This is a genomic window from Allobosea sp. LC85 (assembly GCF_000735605.1).
GTDB lineage: Bacteria > Pseudomonadota > Alphaproteobacteria > Rhizobiales > Beijerinckiaceae > Allobosea.
The window spans coordinates 351,317-368,119 of the sequence record NZ_JPKG01000006.1 but is presented as its reverse complement, the minus strand read 5'-3'; the positions used below and the strand labels follow the sequence as shown (position 1 = coordinate 368,119).

The window sequence follows — 16,803 nt, the reverse complement described above, 5'->3', positions numbered from 1 at the left end:
CCTCGACCGTGCCGGATCAGCGCAGGCTGGCGCGGCCGAGCGAGACCAGCGAGCGGTTGGCGTAGATGTCATAGCCCTGCAGGTTGCCGCGCACGGCGCTGAACAGGGTGGGATAGGCGATATGTGCCGCCGGGCCCGAACAACCGAGGATCTTTTGCGCGTCGCGATACGCCGCCTGCCGCGCTGGCTTGTCGAGCGTCGCGCGGCCCTTGTCGAGCAGTCCATCGAGTTCGGGGTTGCTGTATTTGAAGACGTTGGTCGATCCGCCCGTGCGGAACGCCCGGTAGAAATAATCGTCGGGCTCGATGCTGCCGGCATTGGTCGAGGCGAAGAGGTCGAAATTCGAGTTGCGCCAATCCTGCACGAACTGGCCCAGCTCGGGGTTCTTCAGCTCAACCTTGAAGCCGGCCTTGCCGAGCTGCTGCTGCACCACCTGGGCGATGTCGCGGATGTCCTGACGCGGCAGGATCGTCATGCTGACCGAGATCGGCGTGGCGACGCCGGCTTCCTTGAGCAGGGCCTGGGCCTTGGCCGGATCATGGGTGTAGCAGGGCAGGTCCCTCACATCGACGGCCCAGTCCTTCAGCACGGGCGGCAGCGGGGCGGCCGGTGTGCCGCTGCCGAACAGCGCAGCGTCGATGATCTCCTTGCGGTTCAGGGCGTAGTTCAACGCCTCGCGCACCTTCGGATTGTCGAAGGGCGGCTTGGAGACATTCATGCCGATCAGCGTGTAGGCGAGTTCCATCGTCTCGCGGATCGCCACATTGGGCTTGCCCTTGAGCTGGAGGGCGGTGGCCGCATCGATATGCGGCAGCAGCGCGAACTGGCCGTTGCCGATTCCGACCTGGCGCGTGGCCGCCTCAGGAACGAAGTTGAACTTGACGCCTGCAAGCTTGACGTCTGCCGCATTCCAGTAGCCGGCATGCTTGGCGAGGCGGATGAAGCCGTTCGGCTGCCATTCCTCGAACCTGAACGGGCCGGTGCCCATCGGCGCGCGCTGCAGCGCGTCCTTGTTGCCCTCGAGCCCGCGTGGAACGATCGCGATGCCGGTCAATGACGCGAGCAGCGGGGCCGACGGCTCCTTGAGCTTGAGCTCGAGCGTGGTCGCGTCGACTGCGGTTGCGCTTTCCAGCGCTCCGAGGCGGCTGGCGAGCGGCGAGCCGACATCCTTGGAGAGCACCCGCCGCAGCGATGAGGCGGCGTCTTCCGCTTCCATCGGCTTGCCGTCATGGAAGGTCACGCCGGGGCGAAGCTTGAAGGTCACGGTCCTGCCGTCGGCGGAGGCGGTCCAGGACTGGGCCAGGCCGGGAATGATATTGAGGTCCTTGTCGAGCGCGGTCAGACCTTCATAGATCGGGCCGAGCACGAGCTGCGAAGAGGCGAAGGCCGTGACGATATGGGGGTCGAGCCCTGCGGGCGAAGCCTCGACGGCGATGTCGAGCACCTGGGCGGACGCTGCTCCGGCGATCAGCGTGAAGGTCGCGGCAGTGATGCTGCTGCACAATGCGCGGCGTAGTCCCGAACCCTGCTTCATGGCGCGATACATGGCCCACCCCTCCTGGCAGACGGCGCCTTTTTGGGCGCTCGTGCGATCAGTTTCGCATATGGACCACTTAGGGACCAATCTGGACAACGCTTAGCCGATCGCCTAGAGCCAGTGCAAGCCTTGAAGCTTGCCATGGGCATTAGGGAACGGAAGATGCGCGATCTGGCGAAGCAGACACTGACCGCGATCGGCGTGATCAGTGGCACGTCGATGGACGCGATCGACGTCTCGATCGTCGAGAGCGATGGCCGCGAGACGCTCCGCTTCGGAGCCGGCGCGTCCTACCCCTATCCGGCGGAGACGCGGCGTGAACTTCAGGCTCTGATTGCCGAGGCCGAACGCGCGGTTAAAGAGCCGCTGCGCGAGCTCGAGGCGGCGGTGACAGCAGCGCATCTCGATGCGGTCAGGCGCTTCATGACCGAACAGGCGCTTGATCCGCAGAGCATCGATCTCGTCGGGTTGCATGGCCAGACGGTCTATCACCGGCCGGAAATCCGCTTCACCCGCCAGCTCATCGACGGGCCGGCCGTCGCAACAGCTCTCGGCATCCCGACCGTCGACCGCTTCCGCTACGCTGATGTTGCGGCGGGCGGCGAGGGGGCTCCCTTCGCGCCGCTCTATCATCGTGCGCTGGCGCTGGCGCAGGGGCTGGGGCAGCCCGTGATGGTGCTGAACCTCGGTGGCGTCGGCAATGTCACCTATATCGACGGCGACGACGTGATCGCTTTCGATACCGGTCCTGCCAGCGCGATCCTTGACGACTTCGTCTTGCGGCGGTTGGGCCGCGCATACGATGCCGGAGGGGCGCTGGCGGCGAGCGGGCAGGTGCGCGAGGATCTCGTGGCGGACTTCATGACGAATCCGTTCTTCGAACGCCCGGCGCCGAAATCTCTGGATCGCAATGATTTTCATCGCCGTGCCAAGGTCGTGGAAGCGCTCTCGGACGCCGATGGCGCCGCGACGCTCGCCGCCTTCACGGTGGAAAGCGTGGTCTCCGCTCTGCGCCATGTGCCGAAGGCACCGAAGCGCTGGCTGGTCACGGGCGGCGGCCGCCTGAACAGCCATTTCATGGCGAGGCTGCACGAGCGTCTCGGCGTGCCAGTCGAGCCCGTCGAGGCCGCTGGCTGGGCCGGCGACGTCATCGAGGCGCAGACCTTCGGTTACCTCGCGATCCGCTCGGTCAAGGGTCTGCCGCTCAGCCTGCCCGGCACGACCGGCGTGCCCGAGCCGCTGACTGGCGGGCGGCTGAACCTGCCGAGCTAGTCTTCGAGCAAACGGCGCGAGTCGGGCGGCGAGCCAGTGCGCAAGCCCCCCGCAATCAGGCCTTCCGCAGAACGGCAGGGTGTGTCGTCTCCACCGTCGGAGAGGCGGCGATTGATCCGCGTCGCCCCAGATGAAACGGCCCGTTGCGGCGCGATCGGCTGGCTTGCCTCGCCTTCGTGACGTGGGAACCAGGCCGGCATGACCGGTTCGCCAACGGAGAGAGACGAGGGGCGCTGGTGTGGCTGCCGGCCGAAACATCTCTTCCCCTTCGGTTCCTCGCTTGCTACTGGGCTAAAGTGGACTTAATTTGGTCTGGTCACGAGGGGCTATCCATGGCGACTGAAGACGTCAGCGCGCGCTTTCGAGAACTTGATGCCTGGGGCGACCTCGACATCCTCAAGGCGCTTTACGAAGGCCAGCTTGCGGCTGTCGCCACCATCGCCTCGTCCTTGCCGGCGATCGCGGAAGCCGTTGCCGCGGCTGTACCGCGCCTCGAGGCCGGCGGCCGTCTGATCTATGCGGGCGCCGGCACCTCGGGCCGCATCGGCGTGCAGGACGGCGCCGAGCTGACCCCAACCTTCGACTGGCCGGAAGAGCGGTTGGGCTTTGCCATCGCTGGTGGCGATGAGGCGATCCTCCACGCCGTCGAGAATGCCGAGGATTCTGTCGATGACGGCGCCGGCGCGATGCGCCGCACCGATGTCGGGCCGAACGACGTCGTGATCGGTCTCGCTGCCAGCGGTCGTACGCCTTACACGCTCGCCGCCATCGGAGAGGCCAAGGCCCGTGGCGCGCTGACCATCGGCGTCGCCAACAACCGCGGCTCGGCGCTGCTGCGCACCGCGGATCTCGGTATCCTGACGGAAACCGGGGAAGAGGTCGTCGCCGGCTCGACCCGGATGAAGGCAGGCACCGCCCAGAAGATCGTGCTCAACCTGTTCTCGACGCTGCTGATGATTCGCCTCGGCCGGGTCTATCGCGGCTTGATGGTTCATATGCGCGCGACCAATGCCAAGCTCAGGCTGCGGGCCGCGCAAATGGTCGAGATGATCACCGGGTGCGGCATGGAAGCCGCCGCCCGGCACCTCGACCGCGCCGGCGGCGATGTGAAGCGCGCGGTGCTGCTTGCAAGCGGCGCCGAGGCTGCCTTGGCCGAGACCTTGCTCGCGCGCCATCACGGCAACCTGCGCCTGGCCCTGTTCGATCTCGGTGTCGGGACGAACGACCCGATCAAGGCGCCTCCCAGGGCGGCCCCGTGAGCGAAACCTCACCCGGGCGCGGTCCGCGACGTCCGCGCGAGGGCGCGTCCGACGCCGCCCCCGAGGCGATGCCGGCCAAGCAGCAGGCAATCCTTCAGGCGCTCGCCGGAGACGACCCGACGCCACGCTATCTCAGGCTCGCAGGCGCGCTGTCCCGGCTGATCGAGACCGAGGTCTTCCTTCCGGGCGACGCCGTTCCCTCCGAGCGCGATCTCGCCCAGCTGACCGGCTACGCCCGGGTCACCGTGCGCAATGCCATCGACGAGCTCATTCGCAGCGGCGCGTTGTCGCGACGGCACGGCTCGGGCACCTTTGTCGCGTCGCGCATGGAACAGCCGCTCTCGGTCCTGGCAAGTTTCTCGACCGATATCGAGAACCGCGGCGGCCGGCCGGGTTCGATCTGGCTGTCGAAGGAACTGGCGCGGCCGAAGCCGCAGGAATCGATGGCGCTGGGCCTCGGGCCGAGCGACGTGGTCGTCCGCTTGATCCGGGTCAGAACGGCGGATGGCGAGCCGCTGGCGATTGAATGCGCCGTCGTGCCAGCCACCATCCTGCCGTCGCCGGATCTGATCGAGACCTCGCTCTATGCCGCGCTCGCTCAGAGGGGCGCAGCGCCGGCCCATGGCGTGCAGCGCATCCATGCCGGCCTCGCGACGGCCGATGAGGCGAAGCATCTCGGCATTCCGGCAGGCAGCGCGCTGCTCAGGATCGAGCGCCGTGCGTTTCTCGGCAATGGCAAGCCGGTCGAGTTCACGCTCTCCGCCTATCGCGGCGATCGCTATGATTTTGTCGCGACCTTGAAGGGCGAAGCGATGGGGCCGCAATCGTGACATTACAGGATCAGAAGGCCTCCCGCATGTCGGGCGAGATCGCTGAGATCCCCCAGGCGGCGGCGCGGCTGCTGCAGGAGGGCACAGGCGAGATTGCGCGTGTCGTCGAGGCGTTGCAGATGCCGCGCGTCAGTCATGTCGTCGTCAGCGGCCGTGGCAGTTCCGGCCATGCAGGCACGCATCTGCGCTATCTGATCGAGACCCGCCTGGGCTTGAGCTCTGCCGCGGCCGCCCCGTCGGTGGTGACGCGCTATGGCGCGAGTCCGCGTCTCAAGGAGGCGCTGTATATCCTGATCTCGCAGTCCGGCCGCAGTCCCGATCTCGTGGCGGCGGCCGAGCAGGCGACAGCTGCCGGGGCGCAAACGGTCGCCATCGTCAATGACCCGAATTCCCCTGCCGCTCGTGCCTGCCGCCATGTCATCCCGATCACGGCAGGTCCCGAACTCGCAGTGGCCGCAACCAAGACGGTTGTGAACACGATGCTGGCCGGCATGCTGCTGGTCGCGCGGCTGAGCGGGGACGCAGCGCTCGTGTCGTCAGCGCAGGCGGCTCCCGAACGTCTTGCCCAGGCGCTCGCGCTTGACTGGTCTGCCTGGGCGCGCCGGCTCTCCGACGCACCGGCGGGTTTCGTCATCGGGCGCGGTTTGACGCTGGGCCCGGCGCGCGAGGCCGCGCTCAAGGCAGCCGAAGTCCTGGGCGTGCCCGTGCTGGCGTTCAGTTCCGCAGAGGTCCTGCACGGTCCCAAGGCTGCGATCCGGAGCGAGCATCCGATCCTCGGCCTCAATGCCGGCGGCGAGGTTTCGGACAGCATCGAGGAGGCGCTGGCGACGCTCGCTCGCGAAGGTGCGTCGATCTTCTCGGGGAGCGGGCCGCGGCCGACTCTTCCGGGACTGGCAGCGGGCGACCCAGTGCTCGACGCGATCGCGCTGCTGGTTCCGGTCTATCGCGCGCTTGAAGCCGAGGCGGTGCGCCTTGGCCGCGATGTCGACCGCCCGCCGGGGCTGGTCAAGGTCACGGAGACATTGTGATGGCACCGCGGCGGCAGGGCTGGCGCGCGCCGCGCCTGTTCGATGGCGAGCAGATCTGGCTGGATCGCCTCGTCATCGCCGAAGACGGGATCGTCACTGAGATGCTGCCGTCGAGCGCGCAGCCGCACTGTGTTATCGACGAACTGCCGGACGACGCCGTGCTCGCGCCGGGCTTCATCGATGTTCAGGTCAATGGCGGCGGCGGCGTCATGCTGAACGATACGTTGAGCGCCGACGGCATGGCTGCGATCAGCGCCGCCCATGCCCGCTTCGGCACGCGCTTCCTGCTACCAACCCTCATCAGCGCCAGCAGAGCAGATATTGCAAAGGCCATCGACGCCGCACGCGAAGCGATCGAGCGAGCTGTGCCGGGCGTTCTCGGCCTGCACATCGAAGGCCCCTTCATCAACCCCGAGCGCCATGGTGCGCATCTGGTCGCCAATCTGCTGAGGCCGGAGCCGGAGGATGTCGACCTGCTGGCGTCTCTTGGCTCCTCTGGCGTGACACTGGTGACGCTTGCGCCCGAATGCGTGCCTTCCGGCTTCATCCGTGCCCTGGTCGCGCGTGGCGTCAAGGTCTGCGCCGGCCATTCCAACGCGAGCGCGGCGCAGGTGGCGGCGGCCCATGCCGAGGGCCTGAGCGGTGTCACGCATTTGTTCAACGCCATGTCGCAGCTCGGCTCGCGCGAGCCGGGCGTGGTCGGTTCGGCGATGGCGGGCATGGGGCTCACCGCCGGCATCATCGCGGACGGGCATCATGTCGCCTGGCCGTCCTTCCAGGCGGCGTTCCGCGCGATCGGCCCGGAAAGGATGATGCTGGTCACCGACGCGATGGCGACGATCGGCGCGGACCGGGATGCCTTCGAACTCTTCGGCGAGACGATCCATGTCAGCGGTGGCCGCCTCGTCAATGCCGAGGGCCGGCTCGCAGGCGCTCATCTCGACATGAATGCCGCGATTCTCAACGCATATCGGCACGGCGGCGCGACGCTTGAGCAGGCCCTGGCGATGGCGAGCGCAACGCCGGCGGCTTTTCTCGGCCTTTCCACCCGCCATGGCCGGATCGCGCCGGGGCGGCGGGCGGAATTCTCCGTGCTGCGCACCGGCGGCTAGATCCTCGAGGCGCGATCGGCTCAGACCAGCCGGTTCCTGAACATCCAGGCGGCGAAGGGCAAGGTCGCGGCGGCAATGGCGACGAGCGCCAGCATCTCCGGCAAGAGCTGCCTGATTCCGGCACCCTCCAGATAGATCTGATGCGTGATGCTGATGGCGTAGCGCAGCGGGTTGATCAGGGTGAAGTACTGCAGGATCTCGGGCATGTTGCCGATCGGCGCGGTCAGGCCCGAAAGCAGCATGAAAGGCATCAGCAGCACGAAGGAGCCGATCATTGCCTGCTGCATGTTGCCCGCGATGGATGAGATGAAGAGGCCGATCCCGACCGATGCCGCGAGGAACAGGAAGAGGCCGAGATAGAGCATCGCAAAACTGCCGGAAAACGGGATCTGGAACCAGAGCTGCGCCACCAGCAGGATCAGCGTCGACTGGGTCAGTCCGATCATCATGGCGGGGACCGCCTTGCCCACCATGATTTCCGAGGGACGGAACGGGGTCACCAGCAACTGATCGAACGTGCCTTCCTCGCGCTCGCGCGCCACCGACATCGCAGTCAGCATCATTGTCATCATCATGGTGATGGTGCCGATCAGGGCCGGAACCATGTACCAGCGCGTTTCGAGGGTGGGGTTGTACCAGGCCCGCGTGGTCATTCGCACGGGCGGGCCAGGCCGGCCGCGCGAAATCTGCCACTCGGCCGCGAAACCGGTCACGATCTGGCCGACATAGCTTTGCGCGGTGCCTGCGGTATTGGAGTTGCGCCCGTCGGCGATGACTTGCACGGCGGGCGCGGTCCCGGCCTGCAGACCGCGCTCGAAATCGTAGGGAATTGTGATCACCAGCAAGGCGCGCTGGTCGTTGATCATATCGGCGATCTGTTGCTCGACGTCGAGCGTGGCAACGCGTGTGAATGTGCCGGAGCCGTCCAGGCGCGCGATCAGCGCCCGTGAGACCGCGCTGCGGTCGTGGTCGAGCAACGCATAGGACACGTTGTTGAGGTCATAGGTCGCGGCATAGCCGAAGATCAGGCACTGCAGAACCGGCGGGGCGATCAGGGAGACGCGGCTCTTCGGATCCTTCAGGATCGCGAGGAGTTCCTTGCGGATCAGGGCTAGGATGCGCTGCAGAATGTCGAGCATGGCCACCTCACCCGATGGTCTTGCGCGTCGCGCGGATCGCAAGCGCGATCAGCGCCACGGCCATGACGGCCAGCACTGCCGCATTCGGCAGGATCACCGGCCAGATATCTCCGGCGAGGAACAGGGTCTGCAGCACGCTCACGAAGTAACGCGCCGGGAAGATATGCGTGATCACCTGGATCGCTGCCGGCATGCTGCGGATGTCGAACATGAAGCCGGACAGCATCATCGCCGGGAGAAAGGTGGCGATGATCGTGATCTGGCTCGCGACGAACTGGCTCCTGGTCAGTGACGAGATCAGCAGGCCGATGCCGAGCGCGACAATCAGATAGAGCATCGACACGGCAACCAGCAGCCCGAGCGAGCCCCTGATCGGCACGCCGAAGAGCAGCTTGGCGCCGAGGATCGACAGGGTGAGCCCGATCATGCCGAGGATGAAATAGGGCACTGTCTTGCCGAGCAGGATCTCGCCGGGGCGCACAGGCGTGACGAACAGCGCCTCGAACGTTCCGCGCTCCCATTCCCGCGCGACGACAAGCGCGGTCAGCAATGCGCCGATCAGCGTCATCACGAGCACGATCAGGCCGGGAACCAGGAAGTAGCTGCTGTTATTGGCATCGTTGAACCAAAGCCGGCTCTCGATCGAGACGGACGGACTGGCGATGATGCGACCCATTGCGACCTCGCGCGCCATCCAGGTCGCAACCGCACCCTGAGCGTAGCCGAGCGAGATGCGGGCGGTATTGGCGTCGGTGCCATGGACCAGCACCTGGATCTCGGCCGTGCCCTGCTCCATCCGGCGCGCGAAATCGGGCGGGATGCGGACGATGGCGTTGACGTGCCTGTCGAGCATCATCCGCTCGGCTTCGGCCATGGTCTTGACCTGCATCGCGTTGAAATAGTCGGAGAGTTCGAAGCTCGACGCCGCGCCGCGCGCCTCGGCCGAGATGTCCTCCATCACGATCGCGACCGGAACGTTCTTGACGTCGAAGGAGAGCCCGTAGCCGAAGAGCACGAGCAGCAGCATCGGCATGACGATGCCGATCGCGACGCTGCTCGGGTCGCGCATGACCTGCCAACCTTCCTTCCGGATCAGCGCCATGATGCGGCGCAGCCTTGCCGTCCCACCGGTCTGTGAGGTCACGGCGGTCATGCTGCCGGCCTCCGCTCGGCAGGCGCGTCACGCGAGGCCTCGACGATAGCGATGAAGGCGTCCTCCATCGTTGGCTGGCGTCCGTCCTGGGCTGTTGCATGGGCCCTGATCTCGGCCGGTGTGCCCTCCGCCAGGTTTCGTCCGGCATCGAGGATGATGATCCGGTCGCAATACTCTGCTTCCTCCATGAAATGCGTGGTCACGATCACGGTGACGCCCTGCTCGGAGAGCGCCGTGATCCGGCCCCAGAATTCGCGTCGCGCGATCGGGTCGGCGCCACTCGTCGCCTCATCGAGGAAGAGGATGTCCGGCTCGTGCAGCAGGGCTGTCCCCATCGCGAGGCGCTGCTTGAAGCCGCCGGGCAATTGCCCGCTCGGCAGCCGGGAGAAGGTGTCGAGCTCGAACTGCTGCTTCGCCCAGGCGATCCGGTCCGCCTTGCGCCGGCCACGCAGCCCATAGGCGCTGGCGAAGAAGTCGAGATTCTCGTCGACGCTCAACTGGCCGTAGAGCGAGAATTTCTGGGCGACATAGCCAAGCCTGCGCCGCGCCTCGGCGCGCGATGTCCGCAGATCCGCGCCGGCGACACGCAGCGTGCCATGTGAGGCCGGCAGCAGCCCGCAGAGCATCCGGAACGTGGTGCTCTTGCCGGCGCCGTTGGGGCCGAGAAGCCCGTAGATTTCGCCGCTCCGGACCTGGAAGCTGACATGATCGACAGCGGTGAAATCGCCGAAGGTGCGAACGAGGTCGTGGACCTCGACCGCAATTGCGTCGGAGCCCGGGGAGGTGGGCTGGTCGAGCGTCACGGCACTGGTCCGTGTGCGCTCGGCGACGGCGGCGAACAGCACCATGAAACCGTCCTCGAAACGCGGCGGTGCGAGGCGATGCTGAAGCGTGCCGCCGCCGAGGGGGAGGGCGCCGGTTTCGCTCGCTGCGGCAAGCACGACGCGTACCTGCCCGGCTTCGGGCACGGCATCGATGACGCCATCCCGCTGAAACAATCGTGCCTGCAGAGAACGCGCCGGCATTCCCTCGGGCGTCTCGATGATGAAGGTGCGCCCCTGAGCTTTGGCCGTGATCTCGCTCGGCGTGCCTTGCGCCAGAACCTTGCCGGCATGCATGACGACTGCATGGTCGCAGAGTTCGGCTTCGTCGAGATAGGAGGTGCTGACGATCACGGTGAGCCCGTCCTCGCGCACCAGCTTGAGCACGATTGCCCAGAGTTCACGTCGCGACAGCGGGTCGACGCCGACCGTCGGCTCGTCCAGCAGCAGCAGTTCGGGAGCACGGACGAGGGTGCAGGCGAGCCCCAATTTCTGCTTCATTCCGCCGGACAGCTTCCCGGCCAGTCGCTCGCGGAAGGGCCGGAGCTGGGTCATCTCGAAGAGGCGAGGATAGATTTGCTCGCGCTGGCCCGCGCCGACGCCGTGAAGATCGGCATAGAGATCGAGGTTCTCCTGGACGCTCAGATCCTCATAGAGCCCGAACTTCTGCGGCATGTAGCCGATGCGGTCCTGGACGGCCTGGGGGGCGTCCGCGACGGCAATGCCGAGGACGTGAAGCATGCCTTCATCAGGTTTCATCAACCCGGCGATCAGCCGCAGTAATGTCGTCTTTCCCGCACCGTCGGGGCCGACGAGGGCGGTCAGCGTGCCGCCCCTGGCCTCGAAGGAGACATCGTCGAGTGCCTTGACGGTTTCACCGGTGGCACGGCGGAACGTCTTGTGGAGGGTCCGCGCCGTGACGGGTGAAGGGGGCGCGGCGGGGGTCATGGCTCGGCCTTCCCGCTCGCGGGCACGGCAGCACGGTCTGCGATAGCAGCCTCGGCTCCCGGCAGGAGCCTGACCGTGGCCGGCATGCCGAGGCGCAGCCTGTCCTGCGGGTCCTCGACGAAGACACGCATCTCGTAGACGAGGCTCGTACGCAGATCCTCGGTCTGCACGGTCTTCGGCGTGAATTCGGCGACGGGCGAGATGAAACCGATCCAGCCTTCGAGCGGCTGGTTCGGAAAGCTGTCCGTGGTGACCTGCATCCGCATGCCGGAGCGGACCTGTCCGAGCTTCGGTTCAGCCACATAGGTCCGCACCCATTTCGTGCCGGTCATCGCAAGCGAAAGCACAGGCCGGCTGGGCGAGGCCATCTCGCCGGGTTCCATCAGCCGCGAGCGAATAACGGCATCGAAGGGCGCAATCAGCTCCGCGTCGACCAATTGGCGCCGGACGAGCGCAAGCTGCGCCTGGCTGCCACGAAGCTGCGCCTCTGCCTGCGCGATGTCCTCGGAGCGCGGGCCGGCGAGGGCAAGGTCGAGCGCGCTCCGCGCGACATCGAGCTTCGCCTTGGTGACCTCGGCAAGCGCCTTGGCGGCATCGAGATCCTGCTGGCTGACGGCATTCGCGGACAAGGCGCGCCGCCGCTCATATTGCGCGGCGGCGTTGACCGAATCCGCCCTGGCCGATTCCAGGTTGGACCGGGCCTGGGCGATCTCCTCGGGGCGGGTACCGTTGCGCAATCGATCGAGCGCGGCCTTCTGAGCCCCGACTGTCGCTTCCATCTGGTCGATCTGCGGTTGCAGCCGGCTCGTATCCAGTTTCGCAAGGACCTGCCCGCTGCGAACGACATTGCCCTCCTCGACAAGGATCGCGGCAATGCGTTCGCTGCCATTGAAGGCCAGCGAAGCCTGCCTGAGGTCGACATTGCCATAGAGGATCAGCTCAGCCGGCTCGGCCGGGCGGTGGCCATACCACCAGGCGCCGGCGGCGGCCGCGCCGAGAAGGGCGATGACAGCCAGTATGCGGGGTGCCTTGCTCATGCCTTCAAGATAGGAGCCTTGTGCAGTATGTCAAATCCGTATTTGAATTTTATCTTTCAAATATGCTTGCCCGGCGCTAAGCTCGGATCATGAAACGAACGATTCCTCGAAAATTGCCCGGCCGCCGCGAGGATGGCGCTGCAACCAAGGCACAGATTCTCGATGCGGCCGGAGAGGTGTTTGCAGAAAAGGGCTTCGACCGCGCCACGGGCAAGGAGATCGCCGAGCGCGCGGGCAGCAACTCCGCGGCCGTCAACTACTATTACGGAGGAATCGAAGGGCTCTATGCCGAAGTGCTGGTCGAGGCGCATCGTCGCCTGCTGACCTATGATCGGCTGCTCAAGCTGGCAGAGGCGCCGAGGGCCCCGGAGGACAAGCTTCGTACCCTCATTGGCCTCATCGTCCGCACGATCATGGGGCCCGCCTCCTCGAGCTGGTCCTTGCGGGTCCTGAGCCGCGAGGTGCTGGCGCCGTCACCCGCCTTCGCGGTGCTGCGGGATCGCGAGATTCTCCCGAAGAAGCGTATCGTCACCGGGATCGTTGGCGAGATCCTCGGAGTGCCGCCTGATCATCCCGTCGTTGCCCGCTGCTGTCTCAATATCATCGCCCCCTTCGTGGTGATGCTCGTCGGCAATCGCCAGGTCCTCGCGCAGGTCTTTCCCGGCCTGTCGTCAGACCCCGGCGCCGTTGACGAGATGGTCGCCCATTTCCAGCGCTTTGCCTTTGGCGGCATCGCTGCCGTGGCGGCGGAACTTGATGCATTGAAGGAAGCGCGTTCCGCTTGAGGGGGGCTTGCTCCCGATCAAGTCAGTACAACATCCGATCTCCGATCATTGAGCCCTGCGCGATTGCCCGCGGCTGGGCACGGTCGTCGCGTCAAACTCCCGGCCCAAACTTCCATCGCGCTGAAATGTCGAATCCCGGGCCTCTGTGATCTGGATCACTGAGCGCTGCCTGGCGTCGGCGCAGAATTCTATTGGCGGGGGCTGAGCGTTCATCACCCATTCGGGAGAAGCGATCATGCGAGCCCACAGCCTCACCACATTGGCAGCCGGAAGGAAGACCATCAGCGCCTCAGCCATCGAGGCGTTCGCCGCGCAGCTTCATGGCAGCGTGCTCGACGAGACTGATGCAGCCTATGATGGTGCGCGCGCGATCTGGAATGGAATGGTCGATCGCAAGCCCGGCCTGATCATACGTTGTGCGGTAGCTGCAGATGTCGTCAGTGCCGTACGATTCGCGCGTGACAACGGACTGTTGGTCTCGGTGCGTGGCGGCGGGCACGGCATTGCCGGAAACGCCGTCTGTGACGGCGGCCTGATGATCGACCTGTCACCGATGAAATCGGTCCGTGTCGACGCAACATCGCAGCTCGCCTGGGTCGAGCCGGGCGCAACCCTTGCCGATGTCGACAAGGAAACGCAGGCCTTCGGCTTGGCGGTGCCGACGGGCATCAATTCGACCACGGGCATTGCCGGACTGACGCTGGGCGGGGGCTTTGGCTGGATCACGAGGAAGTTCGGTTTGACCCTGGACAACCTTCTGTCTGTCGAGGTGGTCACGGCCGATGGCGAGCTCAGGCGCGCAAGCCAATCGGAAGATCCCGACCTGTTCTGGGCCCTGCGCGGCGGCGGTGGAAATTTCGGGGTCGTCACCGCGTTCGAATTTCGGCTTCACAAGGTGGGGCCCCAGGTCTTGGCAGGCCTCGTCGTGCATCCCTTCGATGATGCCGAGGCCGTCCTGAAGCAATATCGTCAGGCCCTGGACGTGGCGCCCGACGAGCTGACCTGTTGGGTCGTGATGCGACAGGCGCCGCCGCTGCCGTTCCTGCCGGCCGAGTGGCATGGCAGGGGCGTGCTGGTTCTCGCGATGTGCTATTGCGGCGACATCGCCGAAGGCGAAAAGGCGACCGCCAGGCTGCGCGCCATCGGAAAGCCGATCGCCGATGTGGTTGGGCCTGCGCCTTTCGCGGCATGGCAACAGGCCTTCGATCCGTTGCTCACGGCCGGTGCCCGCAATTACTGGAAGAGCCACGACTTCACCGAGCTCTCCGATGCGACGATCAGAATCCTGATTGGCGCGGTGCGTCGCCTTCCCGGCCCGGAATGCGAGATCTTCATCGGCCATGTCGGTGGAGCGGCTGGCCGCGTTGCGGCAGATGCGACCGCCTTTCCGCAACGCAGCTCCCATTTTGTCATGAATGTTCATGCGCGCTGGCGTGAACAGGGCATGGACCAGGCCTGCATCGCCTGGGCGCGCGCGCTCTTTGACGCCGCCAGGCCGTATTCAGCCGGAACGGCCTATATCAACTTCATGCCGGCAGACGAGATGGACCGCGTCCAGGCGGCTTACGGGGGAAGTTACCATCGCCTTGCCGAGTTGAAGCGGCGCTACGACCCGATGAACCTGTTTCGCATGAACCAGAATGTGAAGCCGACGGCGAGTTCGCAGGCCGCATGAGCCCGGCCGCCTGAACAGTTCGGGCGAGGTGGAGGCTTGGCCCAGGCCGCAGGGATCGACGCGTATCGTGTCCGTGCGGCCTGGTGCGTCTCCATGGGCGGAATGACGTTCTCCGCCGGCGCTGGGCGATACTCGGGAGCGGTGCCTTGCGTCCTAAAGCATCGGCCCGAAAAGTGGATTGCGATTTTCGGGAAAGCCGATGCAAACACAAAGGGTTAGATCATCGGGCCGGATACGATTTCCGGTCCGATGATCTAGGCGCAATGCGGCAGGCTGGAGCGTCGCTGGATCAGGTCGTCCTTGGCGAAGAGCTCGGCCAGCCAGTCGACGAAGACGCGCACCTTGTTGCTGAGGTGACGATTCGGCGGGTAGACGATGTGCAGCGGCTTGGGGGTCGAGCACCAGTTCGTCAGCAGCGGCACGAGCCGGCCGGCGGCAATATCCTCCTGCACCATGAAGGTTGGCGCCTGAACGATGCCAAGCCCCGCCAGCGCGGCGGCGACGTAACCGGTGCCTTCGTTCAGCGACACGACGAAGCGTCCCCTGATCTCGTGGCTTTCCTTGCCGTCGGCATAGGTAAAGGGGGCCGTGCGACTGGTTCCGGCATAGCGATAGCCGACGATGAAATGATCGCCCTCGAGGTCGGTCGGATGCTGTGGTTCGCCATGGCGCTGGACATAGGAGGGGGAGGCGCAGGTCACGAGATACATCTCGCCGATGCGCCGGGCGATCAGACTCTGGTCGGCGATCTCGCCGGCCCGGACGGCGCAATCGAGATTCTCCGCCAGCAGATCGGCCGGTCGGTCGCTGAGGCCGAGGTCGATCTGGATGTCGGGATAGCGCGCATGGAACCCGGGCAGGTTGGGGATGATGACCCGCATGGCCAGCGGTGCGCTGACGTCGACGCGCAGACGTCCGCTCGGCCTGGCCTGTGACGAGGCCATGCTGCCGTCGAGTTCGTCGATTTCGTTCAGGACCCTGAGCGCGCGCTCGTAATAGGCCGCCCCGTCCATCGTCACCGTCACGCGCCGCGTGGTGCGGTTGAGGAGCTTGGCGTGGAGATGCGACTCAAGCTGCTGGATCTGCTTGGTCACCGTCGGCTTGGGCATGTCGAGCAGATCGGCTGCACGGGTGAAGGTGCCGGCTTCGACGACGCGGACAAAGGCGCGCATGGCGCTGAGCTGGTCCATGGCTTTCTCTCAAGGGCTGCTCTTTCGATTGTTTCCGTATGGAAATAATGAATGAGCAAAGTGGATATTTATTGCAAAAACACGGTGGTCTAAATCAGGTTGCATTGCAACAGAAGCCGCCGGGACACACCATGTCCGCTCAGACCGCCACCCTCGACCGCCCGATCGCCGTGACATGGCGGGATGAGGTGATCGCTGCCAAGCCAGTCTCGCTGGCGGCGCGTGTCTTCGTCCCGGCAGAGCTCAACCGCAGCACTGCGCTGGTCATGCACCTGCATGGCGGCACCTTCAACGAGGGCTCGCTGGCAAGCGGGGAGGCCGTCGCGACGATCCTGGCGCGCGCCGGTGCCGCTGTCGTCTCGGTCGATTATCCGCTCGCGCCAATGCACCGCTTCCCCGATGTGCTGGAGGCCGTATTTGGTGGCTTGCTGGCGCTCTACAAGGCGCGCAGCCGCTGGGTTTCGAAGAACGCCCCATTCTATGTCGCTGGCGAAGAGGCTGGTGGCAATCTGGCCGCGGCTCTCGCCATGATGGTGCGCGACCGGCAGGGACCGCCGCTCGCCGGGCAGATCCTGCTCTCGCCGATGCTGGATTCCTGCCTTGGGACCTATTCGCTGCGCGAGGCCGATGCCGGCCCCGTCGGATGTCGCTGGGCCGATGGCTGGCACGACTATCTGGGCTCGCCGGACAAGGCGGCTCATCCCTATGCGGCGCCGCTCAACGCCTCCCGGCTCGCCGGGCTGGCTCCCGCCCTGCTGATCACGGCGGAGGACGATCCGCTGCGTGACGAATGCGCAAGCTATGCCTGCCGGCTGCAGGAAGCGGGTGTCGCAGTCAGGCGCTACGTGCAGGCTGCACCAAGCCATTGGCCAGGAGCCTATGCCGAGGCTCCCAAGGAAGGCTCCTGCCTCTGTCTGGCATGTGACCATGTAACCGAGTTCTTCAAATCCACCGCGCCGTCCTGATCCAGGCCAGCGCGACCAACTCGATCCTCTCTTCTCTCGCAAGGAATGAACC

Annotated in this window: 14 protein-coding genes; 8 read left to right on the top strand and 6 right to left on the bottom strand. The window is 65.8% G+C overall.

Features of this window, described 5'->3' with window-relative positions:
- Positions 1–16 precede the first annotated feature (16 nt).
- Positions 17–1,546 carry an ABC transporter substrate-binding protein gene (locus tag FG93_RS02720; protein ID WP_244448473.1) on the bottom strand — a complete coding sequence of 510 codons (1,530 nt, stop codon included), beginning with the start codon at positions 1,544–1,546 and terminating at the stop codon, positions 17–19.
- A 153-nt stretch (positions 1,547–1,699) separates the two neighbouring features.
- Here FG93_RS02720 and FG93_RS02715 point away from each other — a divergent pair, with 153 nt between their 5' ends.
- The 5 genes from FG93_RS02715 to nagA all read left to right on the top strand — a co-directional run bounded on the left by FG93_RS02715 (position 1,700) and on the right by nagA (position 7,038).
- Entirely contained in the window at positions 1,700–2,809 is a 1,110-nt protein-coding gene (locus FG93_RS02715) for an anhydro-N-acetylmuramic acid kinase (protein WP_043231422.1), read from the top strand.
- A 332-nt stretch (positions 2,810–3,141) separates the two neighbouring features.
- On the top strand, positions 3,142–4,068 hold the full coding sequence (locus FG93_RS02710) for an N-acetylmuramic acid 6-phosphate etherase (RefSeq protein ID WP_043231420.1): 927 nt from the start codon (positions 3,142–3,144) through the stop codon (positions 4,066–4,068).
- Positions 4,065–4,898: a GntR family transcriptional regulator gene (locus tag FG93_RS02705; RefSeq protein WP_200878055.1), complete on the top strand. Its 834-nt coding sequence runs from the start codon at positions 4,065–4,067 to the stop codon at positions 4,896–4,898. The genes FG93_RS02710 and FG93_RS02705 overlap by 4 nt, the downstream gene beginning before the upstream one ends.
- On the top strand, positions 4,895–5,926 hold the full coding sequence (locus tag FG93_RS02700) for an SIS domain-containing protein (protein ID WP_348270464.1): 1,032 nt from the start codon (positions 4,895–4,897) through the stop codon (positions 5,924–5,926). The genes FG93_RS02705 and FG93_RS02700 overlap by 4 nt, the downstream gene beginning before the upstream one ends.
- Positions 5,926–7,038: an N-acetylglucosamine-6-phosphate deacetylase gene (gene nagA, locus FG93_RS02695; RefSeq protein ID WP_043231416.1), complete on the top strand. Its 1,113-nt coding sequence runs from the start codon at positions 5,926–5,928 to the stop codon at positions 7,036–7,038. Before FG93_RS02700 ends, nagA begins: the two co-directional genes overlap by 1 nt.
- A gap of 20 nt (positions 7,039–7,058) precedes the next feature.
- Here nagA and FG93_RS02690 read toward each other — a convergent pair whose 3' ends face one another.
- Genes FG93_RS02690 through FG93_RS02675 form a run of 4 tightly spaced genes read right to left on the bottom strand, consistent with a single transcriptional unit; the run spans position 7,059 to position 12,136 of the window.
- Positions 7,059–8,177, bottom strand: coding sequence for an ABC transporter permease (locus FG93_RS02690; RefSeq protein ID WP_043231414.1), 1,119 nt, complete (start codon positions 8,175–8,177; stop codon positions 7,059–7,061).
- A gap of 7 nt (positions 8,178–8,184) precedes the next feature.
- A complete protein-coding gene (locus FG93_RS02685) occupies positions 8,185–9,330 on the bottom strand; it encodes an ABC transporter permease (protein ID WP_043231412.1) in 1,146 nt (381 codons plus the stop codon).
- Positions 9,327–11,099: an ATP-binding cassette domain-containing protein gene (locus tag FG93_RS02680; RefSeq protein WP_043231410.1), complete on the bottom strand. Its 1,773-nt coding sequence runs from the start codon at positions 11,097–11,099 to the stop codon at positions 9,327–9,329. The genes FG93_RS02685 and FG93_RS02680 overlap by 4 nt, the downstream gene beginning before the upstream one ends.
- Positions 11,096–12,136 (bottom strand): HlyD family efflux transporter periplasmic adaptor subunit, encoded by a 1,041-nt coding sequence (locus tag FG93_RS02675; protein ID WP_052513278.1) that lies wholly within the window; start codon positions 12,134–12,136, stop codon positions 11,096–11,098. The genes FG93_RS02680 and FG93_RS02675 overlap by 4 nt, the downstream gene beginning before the upstream one ends.
- An 89-nt stretch (positions 12,137–12,225) precedes the next feature.
- Between FG93_RS02675 and FG93_RS02670 the strand changes: the two genes are divergently transcribed.
- Together FG93_RS02670 and FG93_RS02665 are read left to right on the top strand one after the other, a co-directional pair.
- Positions 12,226–12,921: a CerR family C-terminal domain-containing protein gene (locus FG93_RS02670; protein WP_043231408.1), complete on the top strand. Its 696-nt coding sequence runs from the start codon at positions 12,226–12,228 to the stop codon at positions 12,919–12,921.
- A gap of 235 nt (positions 12,922–13,156) precedes the next feature.
- On the top strand, positions 13,157–14,596 hold the full coding sequence (locus tag FG93_RS02665) for an FAD-binding oxidoreductase (RefSeq protein WP_043231406.1): 1,440 nt from the start codon (positions 13,157–13,159) through the stop codon (positions 14,594–14,596).
- A gap of 254 nt (positions 14,597–14,850) precedes the next feature.
- On the opposite strand, the gene FG93_RS02660 is transcribed toward FG93_RS02665, so the two are convergent.
- A complete protein-coding gene (locus tag FG93_RS02660) occupies positions 14,851–15,786 on the bottom strand; it encodes a LysR family transcriptional regulator (protein WP_043231404.1) in 936 nt (311 codons plus the stop codon).
- A gap of 131 nt (positions 15,787–15,917) precedes the next feature.
- Between FG93_RS02660 and FG93_RS02655 the strand changes: the two genes are divergently transcribed.
- The gene (locus tag FG93_RS02655; RefSeq protein ID WP_043231402.1) at positions 15,918–16,751 is read left to right on the top strand and encodes an alpha/beta hydrolase fold domain-containing protein; all 834 of its coding nucleotides are present in this window, start codon (positions 15,918–15,920) and stop codon (positions 16,749–16,751) included.
- The last annotated feature ends 52 nt before the right edge of the window (positions 16,752–16,803 follow it).